The sequence below is a fragment of the Psychrobacter sp. HD31 genome (assembly GCF_051097895.1).
In the GTDB taxonomy this organism is placed as follows: Bacteria; Pseudomonadota; Gammaproteobacteria; order Pseudomonadales; family Moraxellaceae; genus Psychrobacter.
Map to the genome: position 1 here is coordinate 1,675,131 of NZ_CP142525.1, position 17,293 is coordinate 1,692,423.

The following is a 17,293-nucleotide window of genomic DNA, read 5'->3' on the forward strand; positions in this document are numbered from 1 at the left end:
CATGAATTTTTCGGCATATTCTATTAAAAATCCGCTGGTTGCTATTTTACTGTTTACCTTGTTAATGATAGGTGGCATTTTTGGTTTTAACAAGATGAAGGTGCAGCAGTTTCCTGATGTGACCTTCCCCGTTGTGATAGTGACAGTGCCTCTACCTGGTGCGGCACCTGCTCAGCTAGAAAATGATATTGGTAAGAAGGTTGAAAACAAACTTGCTGGTATTGAAGGGGTTAAAACCATGCGCACGACCCTGCAAACGGGTGCGGCAACCATCACAACAGAGTTTGAGCTAGAAAAAGATTTACAAGAAGCGGTTGATGAGGTGCGTTCTGCAATTAATGAGATTAAAGGCGACTTACCTGCTGCGGCTAATGACCCCATTATTTCTAAAGTAAACATGGCAAGTGAGCCAATTCTTACCTATACCATCTCATCATCGAAAATGAATGAAATGGAGCTGTCTTGGTTTGTTAATAATGACATAGATAAAAGACTCTCGGAGATTACAGGCGTTGGTGATGTTGGACGCATTGGTGGGGTGAACCGTGTGATTACGGTCGCAGCAAATCCAAACCGCATGAATGCTTTGCAAATGCCAATTAGCCAATTGTCTCAACAAATTTCAGCAACGCAGCAGGATACTTCTGGCGGCACAGCCAAGGTTGGTGGCTATGCTCAAACAATTCGTATTTTAGGCGCCGTAGAAAATGCACGTGAGTTAGGCGATATGCAAATTAGCTTGCCTACGGGTGGTGCAGAGCCGTTATCCAATCTTGCCACTATCACAGATGGTGAGGCAGAGCGAGCATCCACGGCTGAGTTAAACGGCAACCCTGTTGTTGCTTTTACAGTCACACGGACACGACTTGCTGATGGGGTGAAAGTTGCTCATGCGGTGCAAGCGTCACTCGATGAACTACAAAAAGAAGACCCAAGCTTAACCATTACAGAGGTTTTTAATACAGTAAAACCTATTGAAGAAGATTATAAGACTTCAATGAATATGCTGATAGAAGGTGGTGCATTAGCCGTTATTGTGGTTTTCTTGTTTCTACGAAATTGGCGTGCGACCATTGTGTCGGCAGTGGCATTGCCCTTGTCTGTCATCCCTGCCTTTTTGGGCATGTGGTATTTAGACTTTAGTCTAAATATGTTATCGCTGCTTGCGTTATCCTTGGTTATTGGTGTGTTGGTTGATGATGCTATTGTCGAAGTAGAAAACATAGTCCGCCATTTGCAAATGGGCAAAACACCTTATCAAGCGGCGATGGAAGCTGCCGACGAGATTGGTTTGGCTGTAATTGCAACCACCTTTACCTTGATTGCCGTATTTTTACCAACGGCATTTATGAGTGGTATTATTGGGCAGTTTTTTAAACAATTTGGTTGGACTGCCGCCATCGCAATTTTTATGTCTTTATTGGTTGCCCGTTTGATTACTCCAATGATGGCAGCCTATTTTATGAAGCCGATTCCGCCAAAAAAGGAAAAAGACGGCTTTATCATGAGTACTTATTTAAACTTTGTTAAAAAAGCGATAAAACACCGCTGGCTTACTGTTTTCGCTATGGTATTGTTTTTTGCTTGGTCAGTATCTTTGGTAAAACATTTACCAAGCACTTTTATCCCAGCTGATGAAATGAACCAAAGTCGAGTTGCCATTGAGTTAACGCCGGATGTACGACTAGAAGATACCGCCAGAATTACCAGCATGACCTATGAAGCGATTAAAGATATTGAAGGTATTGAGAGTGTGATGAGTGCGGTGGGTCAAGCCCAATCACAAATGAATGAAGACAGCACAGGTATCTCTTCTGTTAACACCGCAAGCCTTGATATTGTACTGGCACCAAGAGATGAACGCCCAAGCAAAGCAGTAATAGAAGGGCAAATTATTGAAGCATTAAAAGACATACCAGCAGCCCGTTTTAGTGTTGGGATTGCAACAGGTGGTGGCATTGGCTATGAGTTTCAGCTCAGTGGTGATAACCCAGCGTTGCTAGAGAAAACCGCACAAATGTTAATGACGCAAGCACGCCAGTTGGATATTGTTAGTACAGTAAGCAACAATAAAAGTTTGCCGAAGGCTGAGTTGATTATTAACCCGAATCGTTTGGCGATGGCAGATAAAGGGGTGACTACCCGGCAGATTGCCAATACGTTGCGCATTGCGACGGCTGGTGATTTTGAGCAAAGTCTCTCCAAGCTAAATTTGGATAGTCGCCAAATTAACATTGTGGTTAGGCTACCAGATGAAGCACGTGCTAACGTTAGCCAACTTGCAGATTTGTATGTAACCAACAATGTGCGTGTGGGGGATGTGGCAGATTTATCGTTTAAAAGCGGACCCTCGCAAATTAGACGATTTAACCGAGAACGTTCGATTAAGTTTTCGATTAGCTCGGTGAGTGGTGATATAGGACCAATTAAAACAGCGGTACAGAGTTTGCCAATTATGCAAAACTTACCAGATGGCATTAGTGTTAATGAAACAGGAGAAGCAGAAAATCAGGCAGAGTTGCTGAGCGGTTTTGCGATGGCAATGGGCATTGGTATTTTCTGTATTTTTGGCGTGCTTATTTTACTGTTCCATAAAGTATTGCAACCATTTACCATTTTAATGGCATTGCCGTTATCAATTGGTGGGGCGTTTATTGGGCTTTTGGTAACCGGCAGTAGTTTGTCACTACCTTCTATGATTGGTTTTATCATGCTGATGGGTATTGCGACTAAAAACTCAATTTTGTTGGTGGATTATGCCATTATTGCGCAAAACGAGTATGGTAAAAACCGTTTTGATGCCTTGATAGATGCCTGCCATAAGCGAGCAAGACCCATTGTTATGACCACCATTGCGATGGGTGCCGGTATGATGCCTTTGTTACTTGGGCTAGGCGGTGCAGATCCAACTTTCCGTCAGCCAATGGCAGCAGCGGTGATTGGCGGCTTAGTAACATCAACGGCGCTCAGTTTGATTGTTATCCCGGTTATTTATACGTTTATGGATGATTTATCAGCTTTTGTGGTTAAAATGTTTAAGCCTGCAAGTAGATAGTAGTTTTAAAGATTGATTTACTAAAACTTACAAACGGTTTTATAAAAACAAAAAAAGATGGTTGTTTATTAACAACCATCTTTTTTATATTTTATGCGCTGCCTAGTGATGATGACCGTGAGAAGTATCCTCAATGGCGGTGATACTTGGCGCAGGGCGTTTAAGGTCATGCGCGTCTTGACCAGCTTCAGGGATTTCTACCCACTTATTGCTGCCAGATTCGCAAGTTTGTATAACAGGCAAATAGATGACTTCATTGGCTTTAAAATGGTCAGTTACTCTGGCACGGAATACAAATTCATCATAAAAATCATTGGGTAATTTTCCACCTTTCCATGTGATGCTTTTTACACCCTCGGTAACTTCACCATGATATTGGTATGTATTTTCATACTTTCCACGTACAACATCAATCTCCCAACCCGCTTTTGGCATTGGTTTTGCTTTAATAACACCTTCTGGCAGAGTGACACTGACTGAAGTGGTTGCGCTACCTTTACAACCATGTGGAATGCGAATAACCGCTTTATAATTTTGGTTAATCGTGGCTTCTTTTTGCTCAAAGGTTGCATGGGCAGAGGCAGTAGCCGAATAGAGGCTTGCAAACATAACTGCAGATAAAATTAATGGGTTTTTCATTGAACATCCTTTATTTTATGATGGTTGTGTTAAGTGACATTATAAAAAATCGATTTGGATGTTAACATATTATAGATAATGTTGTAACTGATTTTCATTATATTTTAAAATAAAAAAAGCGATGGAAACTATCTGTTATTAGTTTGCCATCGCTATTGGTTTATCTGTTATTTTTAGCCTTCTGAACCATCAGGTACAAATACATAGCCAACGCCCCATACGGTTTGAATATAGCGTGATTGTGATGGGTTTTCTTCAATCAAACGACGTAAGCGAGATACTTGAACATCAATTGAGCGTTCCATTGCGCCCCATTCACGCCCACGAGCAAGATTCATGAGTTTATCACGTGTTAGAGGCTCACGCGGGTGTTGTACCAATGCTTTTAAAACACTAAACTCACCAGTAGTTAGCGTCACCACATTGTCATCACGCTTTAAGGTGCGAGTTGATAAGTCTAATGACCATGGTCCAAAATCAACTACTTCCATTTGTTGGCTTGGTGCACCAGGTAACTCACGATTTTGGCGGCGTAAAACAGCTTTAATGCGTGCAAGCAACTCTTTTGGATTAAATGGTTTTGGTAGGTAGTCATCTGCACCCGCTTCAAGCCCAGCAATGCGATCATTGTCGCCACCTTTTGCGGTTAGCATGATAATAGGGATGTCTGCATTTTCTTCACGTAGGCGTTTACAAATGCTAATGCCATCTTCACCTGGTAACATTAGGTCAAGAACTACTAATGAAAATAGCTCACGTTGGATTAATTTATCCATTTGGCTGCCATCATGAGCGGTACGTACCACAAAACCATCGTCTTCTAGAAAACGTTGTAACAGGCTACGCAAACGGGCATCGTCATCAACAACTAGGATGCGTTGGGTCACTTGGTCTGAGCTAGAATCAGTCATTCAAATATTCCTTTTTTATACAAACTTTTTATATTTTAAGTGTATAAGATTGCAGGTAAAATTGCATTCTTTTTCGCAAAAAACATGCAATTTTGTTTACAAGTGTAAACCTATTTGTTGGTAACAAGCAAATATTCGTTAAAAATATTATTAAAGGTTTGTTATAATGGCAAAAATTTTATATTTAAAAAACTAAGCTTTATTAACAAGTAAGGCTTTAAAATTAATAATTTTGTACGGATAATACATGTCTACAACCACTACTCAACCAGAAATCGACAGCACCACTCAGGCAAAAATTTATGAAAAAATTGCCCAAAACTTGGGTGTGCAAACCAAGCAAATTACCGCTTTTGTAAAATTGTATGATGAGGGGGCGACTGTGCCATTTATTGCACGGTATCGTAAAGAGCAAACTGGTGGGCTAGATGATGCTCAACTGCGTGTGCTAGAAAAGTCACTTAACTATGAGCGTGATATGGCAACTCGCCGCGCTAAGATTTTGGACTTGTTAACAGCGCAGGGCAATTTGGATGAGGCATTACAAGCACGTATTGAAGCCGCTAAGTCAAAACTTGAGCTAGAAGATATCTATTTGCCATATCGTCCTCGTCGCCGTTCGTTATCATCAAAAGCAAAAGCAGCAGGGCTTGAGCCAATCGCTAAAGCAGTGCTAGAGACACAAGTGGCACCGTTAGATGCGTTAGCAAATTATAGCCTACCAGAAAATATTACGGATGATACCGGAGAGGTAGTAGAAGTTGACTTTGCAGACACACAAAAACAGCTGGCAGGTGTGCAAGCAATTATTATTGACCAATGGACACAAGATTTAGCGCTGCTAGATGATGTGCGTAATGGTTTTGGTAAAACAGCGACCCTAAATTCGGTTGTTGCTAGCGATGAAAAACGCGAAGTTGGCGAAAAGTTTAAAGATTATTTTGAGCATAGTGAAAACCTAGCACGTTTGCCTAATCACCGTTTGCTTGCCATGTTGCGTGGTCGTCAAGAAAATGTTTTAACATTAAAAGTAGATGGCGAAGATGCCCCCTTTATTGACAAAATAGTGAACAATTTTGAGTTGGCTGGTTTACAACCTGCCGAAAGAGAAAACTTTTTAGTAGAAGCAGCAACCAGTTTATGGTCAGATAAATGGCGCCCACATATCGAGCATCGTTTATTGACTGAAAAACGCTTAACCGCCGAAGCAGATGCGATTGATGTATTTGCCAACAATCTACAACATTTATTAATGGCTGCGCCTGCGGGTCGTAAAGTGATTTTGGGTGTTGACCCTGGTATCCGCCATGGTGTGAAGATGGCAGTGGTTGGGGCTGAAGGTCACGTATTGCAAAGTGAGGCTGGTGAGCCAGTTATTTCTACGGTTTATCCGTTTGATGGTGGTCAGGGTAAGGTTGAAGAAGCAAAAGCGACAATTGCTGAGCTGATTACTACTTACAATGTAGCGTTGGTTGCTATTGGCAATGGCACGGCAAGCCGAGAAACGGATGCTTTAATTAAGCAAATTATTAGTGATGAGAACTTAACAGCAACTGCCGTTGTGGTTAATGAATCTGGTGCCTCGGTATACTCAGCCAGTGAGCTGGCAAGTGATGAACTTGCAGAGTTAGACGTATCTATCCGTGGTGCGGTGTCTATTGCACGTCGTTTGCAAGATCCGCTATCAGAACTGGTTAAGGTTGATCCAAAAGCCATTGGTGTGGGGCAATATCAGCATGATGTGAACCAAACACAACTGGCTGACAGCCTAGATAAAGTAACGCAAGATTGTGTAAACGCCGTGGGTGTTGATGTTAATACGGCAAGCCCAGCCATTTTGGCGCATATTGCAGGTTTAAACCGCAACGTTGCCCAACAAATTGTTAATTACCGTAAAGACAATGGTGCGTTTGCAAACAGAGAAGACTTAAAAGCAGTACCTAGATTAGGGACCAAAACATTTGAACAAGCGGCAGGTTTCTTACGTATCCGTGATGGACAAGAGCCACTGGATGCGACAGGTGTTCATCCAGAAAGCTATGAGTTAGTACATGAGATTTTAGCAAAATCTGACAAATCACTGGCAGATGTATTAGGCAATAATGGTGAACTACAAACGCTTGATACCACAGGCATTGAAACTGATGGCATGGGGGTGGCTTCTATTATTGCAGAGCTTGCCAAACCAGCCCATGACCCACGTCCAGAGTTTAAAACGGCGAACTTTAGTGATGCTGTTAATAGCATAAGTGACTTAGAAGTGGGTATGCAACTAGAAGGTGTGGTAACAAACGTCACTGGATTTGGTTGCTTTGTGGATGTGGGCGTACACCAAGATGGCTTAGTGCATATTTCAGAAATGGCAGACAACTTTATTCAAGACCCACTTAACTTGGTTAAACCAGGGGATATTGTAAAAGTAACAGTAACCGCGGTAGATGAAGACCGTAAGCGTATTGGGTTTAGCATGAAAACGCAAGAGGGTGGTAGCAAGTCAAAACCAAATGCAGAAAAACCACGCAGAAATAACGCCGGTGGTAAAAAACAAAATAACCGCTCAGATCGTACTAACAACCGTTCAAATAATGCTAATAAGCAAAATCGTAACAGTAAAGGTAAAGAAGCGAATGCCAATAAACTTGGCTCGTTTGGTGCTTTGCTTAAAGAGGCAGGATTAAAGAAATAAGTTGCTTAAGCGTAACGGTTTGGAACGCCCATGATGATGGGCGTTTTTTATGTTTAGCGTAAGGAAGGCTAAAGATATATACAATGTGTGCTGTATGTAATGATTTTTTTTCGGCTATTTTGATGTTTTCAAAGCAAGATTTATGCCAAAAGATTTTGGTATTCTTCATGCTTAGCAATATATTTTTCTACAAACCAGCATTGAGGTATCACTTTTTTATCTTGTTTTTTGGCAAATTCGAGCGCATGTTTTACTAAAGCAGAGCCAACACCACGCCCACCAAGCTCTTTTGGTACGATGGTGTGATCATAAACAATATTGTCACCTTGGCGTTTATAGCTGATATAACCTGTGTAGTTTTCGCCGTCTACTTCTAGTGTGCTTTCAAAACGCTGCGTTTTGCGATTGTGGGTTATTTGCTCCATTTGATTGTTGCTTTCCATTGCTAATCCTTAACTTAAGTGACTGTTCTACTTGCCCTAAGTGTAGCACAATGAGATAATAAACCCCATTTTAGTTTTCGACTTTCTAACCAAAAATCATACATTAAGTGACTAAACAATATGGCTCAATACATCTACACCATGAACAATGTGTCAAAACTTGTTCCACCCAAGCGTGAAATCTTAAAAAACATTAACTTATCATTTTTTCCAGGTGCCAAAATTGGTGTTTTAGGTCTTAATGGTGCGGGTAAATCTACCTTGCTAAAAATTATGGCAGGCGTTGACAAAGAGTTCAGCGGTGAAGCACGCCCACAAGCAGGCATTAAAGTTGGCTATCTTGAGCAAGAACCACAATTAGACCCAGAAAAAGACGTGCGTGGCAATGTTGAAGATGGTGTGCGCGAAGCATTAGATGCATTAGACCGTCTGAATGAAATTTATGCAGAATATGCATTACCTGATGCTGATTTTGATAAGCTCGCTGAAGAGCAGGGCAAAATGGAAGACATCATCCAATCATGGGATGCGCATAACCTAAACAATCAGCTAGAAAAAGCGGCTGATGCCTTGCGTTTACCAGCCTGGGATGCCGATGTTAGTAAGCTTTCTGGTGGTGAAAAACGCCGTGTGGCGCTTTGCCGTCTGCTTTTGTCTAAGCCAGACATGCTACTACTTGACGAGCCAACCAACCACTTGGATGCCGAATCTGTGGCATGGTTAGAGCATTTCTTACACGACTACAGTGGTACTATTGTAGCAATTACCCACGATAGATATTTCCTTGATAATGTTGCTGAGTGGATTTTGGAGCTTGACCGTGGTCATGGGTATCCATATGAAGGTAACTATACTGAATGGCTGATACAAAAAGACAGACGTTTAGAAGAGCAGCAAAAGCAGGAAGAGTCATTTGCAAAAGCCTTGAAAAAAGAATTGGAATGGGTGCGTAAAAACCAAAAAGGTCAGCAAGCCAAATCTAAATCTCGTATGCAACGCTTTGAAGAATTGAACTCTAAAGAATTCCAAGAGCGTAACGAAACCGCTGAAATCTATATTCCACCTGGTCCTCGTTTGGGTAATAAAGTGGTTGAAGTTAATGGCATCTCTAAGTCATTTGGCGACCGTTTGTTATATGAAAACCTATCATTTACTGTGCCACCTGCGGCGATTGTGGGTATCATTGGTGCCAACGGTGCTGGTAAAACCACCTTATTTAACATGATTACAGGCAAAGACAGCCCAGATACAGGGACGGTTGAGCTGGGTGAGAGTGTTAAGGTTGCCTATGTTGGTCAGGTGCGTGATGAGCTAGATGATAAAAAGACAGTGTGGGAAGAAGTCTCAGATGGTTTGGATATGATTACCATCGGTGATTATGAAACTTCTAGCCGTGCTTATATTGGTCGCTTTAACTTTAAAGGTCAAGATCAGCAAAAACACGTTGGGCAACTCTCTGGTGGTGAGCGTAACCGCTTGCAACTGGCAAAAACGCTTAAGCAAGGGGCAAATGTTATCTTGCTGGATGAACCGTCTAACGACTTGGACGTAGAAACGTTGCGTGCTTTGGAGGATGCAATTCAAGTATTCCCAGGTACAGTGATGTGTGTATCGCATGACCGCTGGTTCTTAGACCGTATTGCCACACATATTTTAGCCTTTGAAGACGAAGGTCCGATTTGGTTTGATGGTAACTACTCTGAGTTTGAGGCGTATCGTAAAAAACAGTTGGGAGCCGATGCCACTCCAAAACGAGTTAAACATAAAAAGATTTCTTAATAAAAAAAGCCCCTTCATACTGATGGGGCTTTATTTTTTGCTAACTTGCAGTCAAAATCCATATATACTAGAATGTGAAACGCCCTATACGATAGACGGATAGGGGTTCACTGACAACATATCACCGCAAAACAGAGGAGTTCTGTCATGCAATCCACTAAAAAAGGCACATCAGGTGTCTTATTCGCTTGTGTCTTTTTACCACTTGCAACGTCACTTTTTGCCATATTTTCCACTCAAGTCGCATCAGAAACCCAAAGCCAAGTTATTGCGGGTATGCCTCAATTTTTGTGGTTATGGATAGCTTTGGCATTTTTGATGATGCTGGTTATTATTTTTAGTGCAATCAAACTATCATTTAATGATTATGGTAATTTAGATTCAAATCAAACAAAATCAAAGCAGCAATCGGCAACGCCTTCATCGACTGCCTCCATAAATAGTAATACACAAAAGGAGGTTAACAATGGATAACCAAACGCTTGTTATACTCTTTTTAGTGATATATTTACTGTTTTTGGCAGGTATTGGCATTTACACGGCACGTCGCCCAGTCAGCAATAATGAATATTTATTTGGCAATGGCTTTGGCTTTTTGTTTTCTATGTTTGGTATCGCAGCCAGTTTGTTTAGCTCGTTTACTTTGCAGGGGATGCCAGACTTTTTTAAGAATCATGGGATTGGCTCATGGGTGTTTTTAGGTATTACAGATGTTTGCTTAGCAGGCTTGCTGTTGTATTTTGGCTTAAAAATGCGTGGGTTTGCCCGCCATTTGGCTGCTAAAAACAATGGGTATGCTCCTAAAAATTTAACAGAGTGGCTAAAACAAAGCAAAATGCCACGTTGGTCGATTATCTTTTTTATCATTGCAACCACCATTTTCATGGTGCCTTATGTAACCATTGGCATTAAAGGACCTGCGATATTATTGCAAAGTGTCATTCCTTTGGGTGATACGCACCTAATGTGGTCGTGTGCAATCGTCTTATTAATGCTTGCTTATTCTTGGTTTGGTGGTATTAGAGCCATTTTTGTAACGGATATGATTCAGGGTATGCTGCTATTGATGATTGTTTGGGCAATTGCGTTTTTTGCAATCAAGGGTGCTGGTGGTGTGGCAGAGTTATTTGAACAAGCAAAAGATATTAATCCGCAACTCATGTCAGCGCCTGGACCTGCTGGGCTTTTTAATTGGCAATTTTTGCTGATTAGTTTTATTTCTATTATTACCATCCCTTATGTACAACCGCAAATGGCAACCCGTATGCTGGTAGCAAAAACGGATAAAGTTTTTGCACGCTCAAGCGCTGGCTTGGCATTTTTTGCTTTTATCGTTATTTTACCAACCTTATTTATTGGTCTTAGAGCGGTTGGGCTGAGTGTAGACGAAGGGGCAGTATCAACTGGCAACTTTTTGTTAGATTTAATTAATCATGATGCCACACCGTTTTTATTTGGTATGTTTATTGTGGGTGCGCTTGCGGCAGATATGTCTACGGTTGATAGCCAATTATTATCAATTGGCACGGAGTGGCGTTCTGCTTTTTTAAAAGAGGACATTCAAAGCCATCCAAATGCCAAAAATGGGGTAAAAATTGTTGGTTTGATAGTTGCCTTGCTATCCCTGGTATTGGCGCAATCTAATTTTGAGTCTTTGATTTTATTTGCGATTAACTCATTTGTAGGGACATCATTGCTATTACCATTGATTGTGGCAGCGGTGCTTAACTCTTCAGTAAAACGCCAATTATTGAGTATTGCGTCTATGGTGAGTGTGACTCTATTTTTACTGAGCTTGTTTAACATCATACCAAACATGTTGGCTGGCTATCGTATTGAGCTATATATGTATGCGGTTTTAGGTGCGATGTTGCTACTAAGTTTACTGACAGAAAAAAGACAGTATCGTGTGAGTTAAAACCGTTTGTGATACCAAATTTTTAATAGGTTGTAATTAAAAATTAACCCCCAGTTTAAAGATTAAGCTGGGGGTTAATGGTTTTTAGCTACTTTTTCTTTCTACTAAATCTTCTGGCTTTTTTAGCATTAAGCTCATTAATTGCTTTTTCAATATCTTCATCGCCAAGGTCTGCAATGTTTTGTAGTAATTGCATCATTTTTGGTCGTAAAATATAGCGTGCATGGTGAGCAATATCATTAATGCGATGGTCAAAACTTAGCAAACCGGTTTCTTCATCTTTTTGTAGATAGTCTAAACGTATTAATGCATCAATAAAGCCAGTAAATAATGCACGGTCAAATGAGTCTGGAATATCATCTGCATAAAGTACTGACAAACGCTGACCTAACAAGTGGCACAAGTCGACAACCTGTTCTGATGTTAAGTTACCAGAGCCTTGTTGTGCAAGCAATGCCAAACTCATAAAGTAGCGTTCTAGGCTTTGCTCAACAGGGGTTGCCAACACTTTTAATTGTTGGTATTCACGACTAGAAGCATCTGGCGCACCAACACTGTTATCTTCTCTGCTAATAATGATACCTTGATCAATCAGGTTTTCTAGCTTTTGGTTAACAGTTTGGCGGATGTCGCGTTGGGTATATTTTAAAAACAATTCTGTTTGTAAAAATGGATATAGCAGCTCAAAAATCGTATCAATACGCTCACGGCTAATGCGTCCGTTGCGCTCTACTAAAGCTGCTAAAAATGACGACAAAATATACACATGCAAAATATTATTACGGAAGTAACTTAATAATGGTGCTTGGTTATTAGCTACCTGAATCATATCGCCTAAAATATGCTGACGACGCTCTACCAGTTTTAGCTTAATACCGTAGTCAATAATATCGTGCGGAGACATGTCAGTGACTGTGGTGTCGGCATCATAGGGTAATTTTTTGGCAAGACGCTGGTATAAAGCAATTTGGTTTTGGCAGCTTTCTTCATCTAAAGCTGCTTTTGGTGTTGCCAGCAACACAAGTGATAATAGGGAGATTGGGTTAATTACGGCTGCTTTGTTGATATGCTGTAGGATTTTAACACCCAAGTTGGAAATCATATCGCTTGTGTTTTGGCTTAGCTCAAACTCTGTTGTATTACGTGGTAAGCTGTTTGGCTCAACATCAAACTTTTGCATAAAGTCAGATAAATAAAGCGGTGTACCAAAACTAAGATGTACTGTACCAAAAATGCGTTCTATCTTCCTTGCTGTTTTTAGCAACCCAACTAAAGATTCGGACTCTTTTGGTTGACCTTTAAGCTCACCAATGTAAGAACCCCCTTCCATAATGCGCTCATACCCGATGTAGGTTGGGATAAACACAACCGGTTTACCAGCACGGCGCAAGTGGCTTTGTACAGTCATAGAAATCATGCCAAGTTTTGCTGGCAATAGGCGACCCGAGCGAGAACGGCCACCTTCAATAAAATATTCAATTGGGTTGTTGCGCTCTACTATGCTGTGTACATATTCTTTAAATACGGTGCTGTAAAGTGCATTGCCTTTAAAGCTACGACGCATAAAAAAGGCACCGCCACTGCGTAAAATTTTACCTAAAACAGGGATGTTAAGGTTATCTCCAGCAGCAACATAAGGGATGCGTAATCCACGTTTGTAAATGATAAAAGATAAGAGTAAGTAATCGATATGGCTGCGATGGCAAGGCACATAAATAATCTCGTGATCTGCTGCTAATTCACGTACACGCTCAAAGTGCTGTACTTCAACACCGTCATAAAGCTGCGTCCATAACCAGGTTAAAAAGGTATCAAAAAACCGAACTACTGGGTATGAGTAGTCTGTTGCTATCTCATTTAAATAGCCACGGGCAACTTGTTTAACTTGCGCTTTATTTTTGCCTGAGGACTCACTTTCTTGTTCTATCGCTGTTTTAATGGCGGGAGAGTATAATAGCTTATCAACGACGTTACGTCTGTCGGATAAATCAGGACCAAGCACACTGGCACGTTGTTTGTCTAAAAACCCATTTAAATATTGTTGTACACTGCGTGTGATGTTTTTATTTGCTTCTTGGGCAGTGATTAATGCATGGTTAGGGCTTGCTTGATTTGTGTTTTTTTTAGGCTGTAAGTCACCCAATAGTGTGCCTAAATCAATGGGTTTGTGAAACTCAACAAATGTATCACGACCCATCACTCCAATATTAAACAGTTGCTTACTAAAACTTGGCTCTTGCCAGTTATCAGCAACTAACAATTTAAATAAAGAGTCTTCTTTCTCGGGTGATCTACCCCAAATAATCGTAACTGGTACAAGTTGTATTTTTAAGGCTGGGTGTTGCTGGCAAGCCGATACTAAACGCTGTAAACGAGGAGAAACAGCCCCTGTTTGTTTTGATGAAGGGTGTTTTAAAAAAATAATGGCAGCATTTTCATAAATGCCATGAGCCTTGTCACTTACTTTTACCAAAGAAGGTGGTAATTTATGTTCTTTTGTTTGTACATCAATCAACACACTGTTTGAGCGAGAATACTCTTTGAGCACATAAAAAGTTAGTGTGTTTTCAGTGGTATCTAGTTTGGGTACTTCTCCAACCAGTTGAGGTTTGACAGCAACGTCTAACGCGCTACCAGAAAGTTTGCGATACAAGTGTGTTGCTATGTTATCGTTATTTTCTGTTGCTTTGTTATGTTTAGGCGTTTTTGCTTTGGATGAACCTTTGGCAGAGAATATTTTTTTTAGCATACCATAAATATTTGTTGATAATTATAAGCGGTATAATGCCACAAAATCGCAAAAAGTGATACACTTGTTCTCTTTAAATATGATAATTGAGTAGTATTGTATAATTTGTTATTGTAAAGATAGTACTATGGTAATTAAGGGGTTTATTTATGTCAGGTTTTCCAAAAAATGACAATATGGAAACACAAGCCAATGAACTGGCTAAACAACTCATTGATACAATTACTCTAACAGAAGTCACTGAGCAGGTATCGGATAAACTAGCGCAACCAACACATCCTTTTCATACCCAATTTAGGGTGTTTGAAGGGCAAAGTCATGACTATGTTGGACAACGAATTTTTGGTGGGCAAGTGCTTGCCCAAGCTTTAATGGCAGCCGCCCAAACAGTAGAAGATGGAGAAGGGGTGCAAAAACCTTGTCACTCTTTCCATGGTTATTTTTTGCGTGGGGGGGATATAAACCAACCTGTGTTATATCAAGTACAAAGCTTGCGTGATGGACGTAGCCTTTCTGCCAGAAGAGTGACTGCAATACAATATCAAGAAGATGAAACGGATGAGCTAACCGAACAGGTTATCTTCTCGATGATTGGCTCATTTGCTCCGTACGAAGATGGACTAGACTATCAACCACAAATGCCAGTTTACCCACCTCCTGAAGATTTGTTGACCGAGCAAGAGCTAAAAGATCAGGTAGTTGGTAAAATACCTGAAGCATTAAAAGCCAGATTTATGCGTCAGCGCCATGTAGAAATTAAACCAGTAAAGCCACGCGATCCCATACACCCAGAGTCAATGACCCCAAAACAAGCCAACTGGTTGCGTATTAAGGATTTAAAAGAACTTGGTCAGCAATCGGTAGCTGCTCAGCAAGCCTTGTTGGCGTTTTCTTCTGATTTTTATTTAGTGGGTACAGGGCTTATGTCGCACGGTATCAGTTTTATGACGAAAGGTTTGCAGGCGGCAAGTATTGACCACAGTATGCATTTTCATCGCAGTTTTGATTTAGATGATTGGCTGCTTTATGACATGTGGAGCGATAACACCGCTCAGGCAAAAGGCTTAAACCACGGGCAATTTTGGCAAGACGGTAATTTAGTTGCGACTGTACAACAAGAAGGGTTAATGCGTTTGCGGATGAAATAACGCGCATACAATCCAATGTTGGCTATCTCAAACGATAGCCTCAAACATTGGGTAATTTTAAACATTGCTACCTTACTTAGGTGAGTAAATATGAATGTATCGAAGTATCTTTTTTAGCTTTGTTTTGCTCTATCGGCTTTTTAAGTATGGTTTTTTGGTTTTGCTTGCCTAACTTAACTCGCTGACTTTCATTAGTTTAGTCCAAGCTCCCAGACCCTAAATCCAATCTATCAACGTTACCTATACCTGCCCATTCATGATGATGGCTAACCACTACCAGTAAGCCATCTTTTTGATGTTCACGCACCGCCTGCCAAACGTGTGTGCGAGTAGTAGCATCTAACCCAGCAAAGGGTTCATCAAGCAGTAATACTTTACGTGGTTTTAATAACAACCTTGCCAATGCAATACGGCGAGCTTGCCCACCAGAAACAGCGGTTCCGTATTCACCCAAACGAGTTTGCAAACCTTGTGGCTGAGATTTAACCCAGCTGGCAAGTCCTACTTTTTCTAGCACATCCATTAGCGCATCATCGCTGGCCTTAGGGTTACCGAGTCTTAAATTATTTGCTAAAGTTTGATCAAAAATATCTAGTTGTTGCCCCAAATAGCCAAGTTGGTCTGCCCAGTTGTAACTTTGCCATGGATGACCGTTTAGTAAAATCTCACCAGATTGAGGGTCAAGTTCATTAGACAGAGTTTGCAATAACGTAGATTTACCACAGCCAGAAGCGCCCGTTACAATTAAAGGTGTACCTGAATGGATGCTTGCATTGACATTGGTTGCGCCTACGATGGCGGTTGGCATTTTTGCATTAACTTGTTTTAACGTTGCAATTAAATTTTGCTCTGGCAACGCAATGGCGTTTTTAACCGAGTCGTGGGTTGTGCTGGTGGCAAGATGCTGCTCATCCAGCAGTTCGTTTAGGCGTTGTTTTGATGCAATAGAATCACCCAATGCCAAGTAGTTTTGCCCTAACGGGATAACAATCTCTTGAATACCAAACAACCCTAAAATCACTGCCAATAACATAGGTACGCTAATAGGCAGCAGGCTATTTTGTGCAATATAATCTGTAAAACTTGGTGCAATTTGCTTATAAAATAAGGCAACACTCAATAAAATGACAACCATTAACAGATAATATGACCATTGCATCAGCAGCATAGTGCGGCTACGACTCTTTTGTGCTTGCCAATCTAGGGCATGTATGTGGTCATCATGTTTGATAAAGTCTTGTGTTTGATTGCGCCACTGTTTCCAAAGAAGCAATTGAGTAATAATTGTAAGCGGGGCTAGCAAACTTTGACGACGTTGCTCGGTTGTGTGTGCAACTTGTTTAGCATGGCTAATACCACGTTTTGCCATGATGGCAGGTATGGCAAGTGCAATAATCATGAGTGCAACAATAATCAACTTCCATACAACTGATAACGTGGGTAATGCAAATAGCATAAATCCGGTGAGTGTTAAGGTTAAGACGATAGCCATAAACCAGGGCGAAACCACCCAAAGAGGGAACCCATCAAGCGTGCTAATATCACTCACTAATCGGTGCATTTGTTGCGAGGATTGCAGTGTTTGGTGCTGGCTATTTAGCGGTTTACCAGCAAGTGTGCGGAAAAACTTTAAGCGTAACTCTTTTAATAGGCTAAAAATAGCATTGTGTGAGACCATGAGCTCGCCATAACGCCCAGCAGTTCGTGCCATTGCCAACATACGGATAATGGCAGCTGGCATCATATAGTTAAAGGTATGTGAGCCAAGTGCAACCAGCCCTGCTAAAGCGGTTGCGGTTAAAAACCAACCAGAAACCATTAGCAAGCCAACAACAGAAAACACAGTAACTAACCCTAATAGCCATGCAATAACCCATAAATCAAAAGACGGTTTAATGAGGTCTCTTAATCTAAACGTTTCGTATTGCTTACTTTCTAGTCGATTTTTGTTTTGGTTGGTCATTG

Annotated in this window: 11 protein-coding genes; 6 read left to right on the forward strand and 5 right to left on the reverse strand. The window is 40.9% G+C overall.

Features of this window, described 5'->3' with window-relative positions:
• The first annotated feature begins 1 nt into the window (after position 1).
• Positions 2-3,055 carry an efflux RND transporter permease subunit gene (locus VH441_RS07505; RefSeq protein ID WP_434353029.1) on the forward strand — a complete coding sequence of 1,018 codons (3,054 nt, stop codon included), beginning with the start codon at positions 2-4 and terminating at the stop codon, positions 3,053-3,055.
• A gap of 102 nt (positions 3,056-3,157) precedes the next feature.
• Here VH441_RS07505 and VH441_RS07510 read toward each other — a convergent pair whose 3' ends face one another.
• Both VH441_RS07510 and ompR read right to left on the reverse strand, forming a co-directional pair.
• Positions 3,158-3,694 carry a YcnI family copper-binding membrane protein gene (locus VH441_RS07510; RefSeq protein ID WP_434353030.1) on the reverse strand — a complete coding sequence of 179 codons (537 nt, stop codon included), beginning with the start codon at positions 3,692-3,694 and terminating at the stop codon, positions 3,158-3,160.
• Between the two features lie 173 nt (positions 3,695-3,867).
• A complete protein-coding gene (gene ompR / locus VH441_RS07515) occupies positions 3,868-4,605 on the reverse strand; it encodes an osmolarity response regulator transcription factor OmpR (RefSeq protein ID WP_434353031.1) in 738 nt (245 codons plus the stop codon).
• Positions 4,606-4,852: 247 nt separating this feature from the next.
• Between ompR and VH441_RS07520 the strand changes: the two genes are divergently transcribed.
• Positions 4,853-7,291: a Tex family protein gene (locus tag VH441_RS07520; RefSeq protein WP_434353032.1), complete on the forward strand. Its 2,439-nt coding sequence runs from the start codon at positions 4,853-4,855 to the stop codon at positions 7,289-7,291.
• Between the two features lie 140 nt (positions 7,292-7,431).
• Here the strand turns inward: VH441_RS07520 and VH441_RS07525 are convergent, their stop codons facing one another.
• On the reverse strand, positions 7,432-7,716 hold the full coding sequence (locus VH441_RS07525) for a GNAT family N-acetyltransferase (RefSeq protein WP_434354382.1): 285 nt from the start codon (positions 7,714-7,716) through the stop codon (positions 7,432-7,434).
• Positions 7,717-7,854: 138 nt separating this feature from the next.
• Between VH441_RS07525 and ettA the strand changes: the two genes are divergently transcribed.
• From ettA to VH441_RS07540, 3 genes are all read left to right on the forward strand, one after another.
• Positions 7,855-9,513 carry an energy-dependent translational throttle protein EttA gene (gene ettA, locus VH441_RS07530; protein ID WP_434353033.1) on the forward strand — a complete coding sequence of 553 codons (1,659 nt, stop codon included), beginning with the start codon at positions 7,855-7,857 and terminating at the stop codon, positions 9,511-9,513.
• Positions 9,514-9,660: 147 nt separating this feature from the next.
• Positions 9,661-9,987: a hypothetical protein gene (locus tag VH441_RS07535; protein ID WP_434353034.1), complete on the forward strand. Its 327-nt coding sequence runs from the start codon at positions 9,661-9,663 to the stop codon at positions 9,985-9,987.
• On the forward strand, positions 9,980-11,431 hold the full coding sequence (locus VH441_RS07540; RefSeq protein WP_434353035.1) for a sodium:solute symporter family protein: 1,452 nt from the start codon (positions 9,980-9,982) through the stop codon (positions 11,429-11,431). The genes VH441_RS07535 and VH441_RS07540 overlap by 8 nt, the downstream gene beginning before the upstream one ends.
• A gap of 88 nt (positions 11,432-11,519) precedes the next feature.
• On the opposite strand, the gene plsB is transcribed toward VH441_RS07540, so the two are convergent.
• The gene (gene plsB, locus VH441_RS07545) at positions 11,520-14,180 is read right to left on the reverse strand and encodes a glycerol-3-phosphate 1-O-acyltransferase PlsB (protein ID WP_434353036.1); all 2,661 of its coding nucleotides are present in this window, start codon (positions 14,178-14,180) and stop codon (positions 11,520-11,522) included.
• Between the two features lie 149 nt (positions 14,181-14,329).
• Here plsB and VH441_RS07550 point away from each other — a divergent pair, with 149 nt between their 5' ends.
• Positions 14,330-15,328, forward strand: coding sequence for an acyl-CoA thioesterase (locus tag VH441_RS07550; protein WP_434353037.1), 999 nt, complete (start codon positions 14,330-14,332; stop codon positions 15,326-15,328).
• A 196-nt stretch (positions 15,329-15,524) separates the two neighbouring features.
• Here the strand turns inward: VH441_RS07550 and VH441_RS07555 are convergent, their stop codons facing one another.
• Positions 15,525-17,291: an amino acid ABC transporter ATP-binding/permease protein gene (locus tag VH441_RS07555; protein WP_434353038.1), complete on the reverse strand. Its 1,767-nt coding sequence runs from the start codon at positions 17,289-17,291 to the stop codon at positions 15,525-15,527.
• Positions 17,292-17,293 lie beyond the last annotated feature (2 nt).

Bases quoted from the DNA above. Each gene is read 5' to 3' on its own strand.
- VH441_RS07505 (WP_434353029.1), top strand. From the start codon at position 2: ATGAATTTTTCGGCATATTCTATTAAAAATCCGCTGGTTGCTATTTTA.
- VH441_RS07510 (WP_434353030.1), bottom strand. From the start codon at position 3,694: ATGAAAAACCCATTAATTTTATCTGCAGTTATGTTTGCAAGCCTCTAT.
- ompR (WP_434353031.1), bottom strand. From the start codon at position 4,605: ATGACTGATTCTAGCTCAGACCAAGTGACCCAACGCATCCTAGTTGTT.
- VH441_RS07520 (WP_434353032.1), top strand. From the start codon at position 4,853: ATGTCTACAACCACTACTCAACCAGAAATCGACAGCACCACTCAGGCA.
- VH441_RS07525 (WP_434354382.1), bottom strand. From the start codon at position 7,716: ATGGAGCAAATAACCCACAATCGCAAAACGCAGCGTTTTGAAAGCACA.
- ettA (WP_434353033.1), top strand. From the start codon at position 7,855: ATGGCTCAATACATCTACACCATGAACAATGTGTCAAAACTTGTTCCA.
- VH441_RS07535 (WP_434353034.1), top strand. From the start codon at position 9,661: ATGCAATCCACTAAAAAAGGCACATCAGGTGTCTTATTCGCTTGTGTC.
- VH441_RS07540 (WP_434353035.1), top strand. From the start codon at position 9,980: ATGGATAACCAAACGCTTGTTATACTCTTTTTAGTGATATATTTACTG.
- plsB (WP_434353036.1), bottom strand. From the start codon at position 14,180: ATGCTAAAAAAAATATTCTCTGCCAAAGGTTCATCCAAAGCAAAAACG.
- VH441_RS07550 (WP_434353037.1), top strand. From the start codon at position 14,330: ATGTCAGGTTTTCCAAAAAATGACAATATGGAAACACAAGCCAATGAA.
- VH441_RS07555 (WP_434353038.1), bottom strand. From the start codon at position 17,291: ATGACCAACCAAAACAAAAATCGACTAGAAAGTAAGCAATACGAAACG.